Consider the following 4,331-nt stretch of genomic DNA (forward strand, 5'->3'; position numbering starts at 1 on the left):
CGGTCGTGGCGCCCGGCCCCGGGGTCGCGGCGGCGGCGGGGCCGGCACCGCGCGACAGCGAGCGTGCGACAGATGCGCGTGCTCGTCCCGAGAATCGGTCCTGCAGCTCGCGCAGATCCCGGGAAGAACCCAGCGCCCGCCCACGCTCGTCCACGGCCCGGAACGACACGAGGAGGTGCGATGGCACGCGGTCCAGCTCGAAGTCGTCGGGGGTCACGGGTTGATTCGCGACACGCTGGATCCGAGTCGCCAACGCGGCGCGCAACGTGACCGGCGGCACGCCTTCGTGAGCCTCGGGGCCGGAGCCGGCCACTTCGGCGCCGAGGGTCGCAGCCCAGTCCGCCGCCGGCACGACGTGTCGGCGGATGGCTTTGGGAAGGGCGCGCAGCAGCGCCGTGATCAGCTCGTCGCGCATCCCCGGCACCTGCCAGTCGAAACCGTCCGGGGTGATCTGCGCCAGCAGCGGCAACGGGATCACGACGGTCACGCCGTCGTCGGGCGCCCCCGGTTCGAAGCGGTACGCCAGGGAGAGCACTTGGTCGCGCTGCTGCCACCGCGCCGGGAAGTCTCGCGCGTCGGAGCGGGAGGACGCATCGACGAGGTCCGCCTCGCTCAGGTCGAGGAGGTGCGGCGTGCGCGACGAGGCATCGCGCCACCACGCCTCGAACGAGCGGACGTCGAAGACATCGCGGGGGATCCGCGCGTCGTAGAAGGTGAACACCGCCTCGTCGCCGGCGAGGATGTCGCGACGACGTTCGCGTTCCTCGAGCTTCTCGAGGCGCCGGCGAAGCTCCAGGTTCCGCCGTTCGAAAGCGGTGAGTCGCTTGTCGAGGTGGTGGATGTTCCACTCGCCGTCGACGAGGGCGTGCCGCACGAACAGCTCGCGAGCGAGGTCGCGGTCGCTGCGCGCCAGCTGCACGCGGCGACGCGGGATGATCTCGACGCCGAACAGGGTGACCTTCTCGGCGGCGACGGCGGCACCGGCGTCCTTCGACCAGTGCGGATCGCTGAGGGTGCGGTGGGCGAGGTCGCCGGCGAGGTCCTCCGCCCACGCCGGATCGATTGCGGCCACCGTGCGCGCGAAGAGGCGGGAGGTCTCCACCAGCTCGGCCGCCATGACCGCGTCGGGAGCGCTGCCGCGCTTGCCCGCCGAACGCAGTCCCGACCCGGGGAAGATCGCGAACCTCGCCCCCCGCGCTCCGCGGTACTCCGCCATCGGCCGTCGCTTGCGGTCGGAGTTCGCCGAGAGGGTCCGCGTGTCGAGGATGCCGATGTGCGAGAGCAGGCCCGAGAGGATGGCGCGATGGACGGCCGACGGATCGGCCGCGGCGCCCGACTGGACGTCGTCGGCTCGGTCCCGAGCGGGCGCGTCGTGGAGGCCGTCGCTGCGGCCGTTCCGGCCCCGTCGGTCGCCCGCAGCGGGCGGGCGGGTGAGGGTGCGCAACTGCCGGTGCACGTCGAACCACTCCCGCACACGTACGTAGTTCAGGAACTCGGTGCGGCACAGTCTGCGGAAGGCGCTGGAGCCGAGCTCCTGCTGCTGCTCCTGCAGGTGGTTCCAGAGGTTCAACAGCGTCAGGAAGTCGCTCGTCGGATCCACGAAGCGCGCGTGCGCGCGGTCCGCAGCCTCCCGGCGGGCGCCGTCGTCGGCCGACGGGCGCTCACGCACGTCCTGGATCGACAGTCCCGACACGATGGCCAAGACGTCGCGGGTAACACCGAGCGTCCGCGCCTCCAGGAGCATGCGGGCAAAGCGCGGGTCGATCGGCAGCCGCGCGATCTCGCGCCCGATCTTCGTCAGCCGCACCTCGTCGCCGCGGCGCGTGACCGCCCGCAGCTCCGTCAGCAGGTCCAGAGCGGCGCGCACGCCACGCGCGTCGGGCGGGGTGAGGAAGGGGAAGTCCGAGATGTCGCCGAACCCGAGTGCCAGCATCTGCAGGATGACGGCGGCCAGCGATGTCCGCAGGATCTCGGGTTCGGTGAACTCCGGACGCCCGAGGAAGTCCTCCTCCCCGTACAGGCGGATCGCGATGCCGGGCGAGGTGCGACCTGCGCGCCCGGAACGCTGCTGAGCGGAGGCCTGCGAGATCGCCTCGATCGGGAGGCGCTGGATCTTGGAGCGCGCGCTGTAGCGGGAGATGCGGGCGGTTCCGGCGTCGACGACGTACCGGATCCCCGGGACCGTGAGGCTCGTCTCGGCGACGTTGGTGGCCAGGATGATGCGCCGGCGCACGCCCGGAACGGTCGACGGCTCGAAGACGCGGTGCTGCTCGGCCGCGGACAGTCGGCCGAACAGCGGAAGCACTTCGGTGGGGCGCGCGTCGCGCGCGTACATGCCGCGTACGGCATCGGCGGCGTCGCGGATCTCGGCCTCGCCGGGGAGGAAGACCAGGACATCGCCGTCGGGTTCGCGATCCAGCTCCCGGAGTGCCCGCAACAGGGTGTCGACGTCATCGCCGTCGTTCGTGTCGCCCTCGGATGGCGATGACGTCGACGACGTGCCGTCTGCGATGTCGCCGACGGCGGGCCGGTAGCGGATCTCGACCGGGAAGGTGCGACCGGACACCTCGATGACAGGGGCCGGATGCGCAGGATCGCGGGCGAAGTGCCGGGCGAAACTCTCCGGGTCGATCGTGGCCGAGGTGATGACGACCTTGAGGTCGGGGCGCTCGGGAAGGATGCGAGTGAGGTAGCCGAGCAGGAAGTCGATGTTGAGGGAGCGCTCGTGCGCCTCGTCGATGATGATCGTGTCGTAGCGTCGGAGCAGCCGATCGCGGTGGATCTCGTTGAGCAGGATGCCGTCGGTCAGGAGCGAGATCCGGGTGTCGGCCGACACCTGGTCGGTGAAGCGCACCTTGTAGCCGACGAGTCCGCCCAGCGGCACCTCGAGCTCGTGCGCGATGCGTTCGGCGATCGTTCGCGCCGCGAGTCGCCGGGGCTGGGTGTGCGCGATGCTCGTGCGGCCCAGCTCTAGGCAGATCTTGGGGAGCTGGGTCGTCTTGCCCGATCCGGTGGCCCCCGCGACGATGACCACCTGGTGGGCATCGATGGCGCGCGCGATCTCCTCGCGTGCAGCGCTGACGGGCAGCTCGGCGGGGTAGGAGATCACGGGCGTGGGCATGACATTCCATCGTAGGCCGGGTGGCCCGGGTGGTCGTGGTGACCCGGGTGGTCGTGATGGGCGGGGAGACCCCGGCGGGCGGACCTCTTCGGAGCCCGGCTGCCGTCGAGCCCGTGTTCTCAGGACGGCGCGTCGAGGAGCGGCAGGTCGAGGGGCGTCACCAGCCGCGAGAGCACCGCGTGCTCTGCGAGCCGGGCGCGACGGTTGGTGGCGAGCTTGCCCACGCCGCCGCGCAACCCCGGAACGCCTTCGCGGTCGAGCTTGTCGCAGACGGCGTCGAGCTTGCGGTTGAAGGTCGTCAGGGGCCACCCCAGCCGTGCCGCGGCCTGCGCCGACGTCGGCAGCTGGCTCTGACCGGCCAGGCCGTCGCGCAGGAGCGGCTCGCACAGCGCGATCACGAGAAGCTTCTGACTCGGGGTGAGCGCGACGCTCCCGATCGTCATCTGGTGCGGGTCGTCGACGTCGGCGACGACCGACGCCGAGTGGAACGCTGCCTGGGTGCAGTGGACCGTGAGCTCATAGGTGAACGGTCCCGCCGTGAAGAGCAGGACCAGCCGCGGGAAGACGACCGGGACCTTCGCGCCGGGACCGAGCATCGCCTGGTAGACGCCGTCGCCGGTGGACAGGCTGACCCCGATGGTCTGGCCGACGTTCGCCAGCCACCACAGGTCGTTCTCGTATGTGAAGGAGAGAAGACGGCGGTGAAGGTACTGATTCTCGTCGACGGCGAGGTCGGCCTCTCGCCCCACCGTGAACGGCCCAGGAGCCTGTGGCTCGAACCACTCGCCGCAGAACTCGATCCGCAGGTCGGGCGTGGTCGCCTCCTGCCCGGCCGTCGCGACGCCCGTCATGAGGCCACCAGCACAGCGAGCATCATGGCCGCGGCCGTGAGGGCCAAGAGGGCCAGGACAACGGTGACGACGAGGGTCGCCGCGTGGCCCCGACGCCGGTGTGTCGTCCTCGCCGACGGCTCCGGTCGCGAGCGCGGCGCGTCGAGCGCGGCGGGCCGACGCGTGACCGGCTCGGTGAGAGGCGCCCGGCGGATCCCATAGTGGCCGTCGTCCGGTTCGAGCCGGGGATCGCGCGCGCGTCGGGGGGAGGGGCCCGGGGGGTCGATCAGGGCCGAGGAGCCCGCGGACGGTGGCGTGACGGGCCCGCGGCCGGGGGACGTGCGCCGTCGCGTCGCCACGTCGTCGGCGGAGGCCGCGTC

3 protein-coding genes are annotated in these 4,331 nt (G+C 71.8%); all 3 read right to left on the bottom strand.

All coding sequences use genetic code 11. From position 1 onward, the window contains the following. A partial coding sequence (hrpA, locus tag QM591_RS15715; RefSeq protein ID WP_415133763.1) for an ATP-dependent RNA helicase HrpA occupies positions 1-3,121 on the bottom strand: 3,121 nt, incomplete at its 3' end. A 119-nt stretch (positions 3,122-3,240) separates the two neighbouring features. After that, complete coding sequence (locus tag QM591_RS15720; protein ID WP_415133765.1) at positions 3,241-3,972, bottom strand: hypothetical protein; 732 nt, start codon at positions 3,970-3,972, stop codon at positions 3,241-3,243. Further along, a partial coding sequence (locus QM591_RS15725; RefSeq protein ID WP_415133767.1) for a hypothetical protein occupies positions 3,969-4,331 on the bottom strand: 363 nt, incomplete at its 5' end. The genes QM591_RS15720 and QM591_RS15725, both read right to left, overlap by 4 nt.

It is taken from the genome of Microbacterium sp. (genome assembly GCF_047607225.1).
GTDB lineage: Bacteria > Actinomycetota > Actinomycetes > Actinomycetales > Microbacteriaceae > Microbacterium.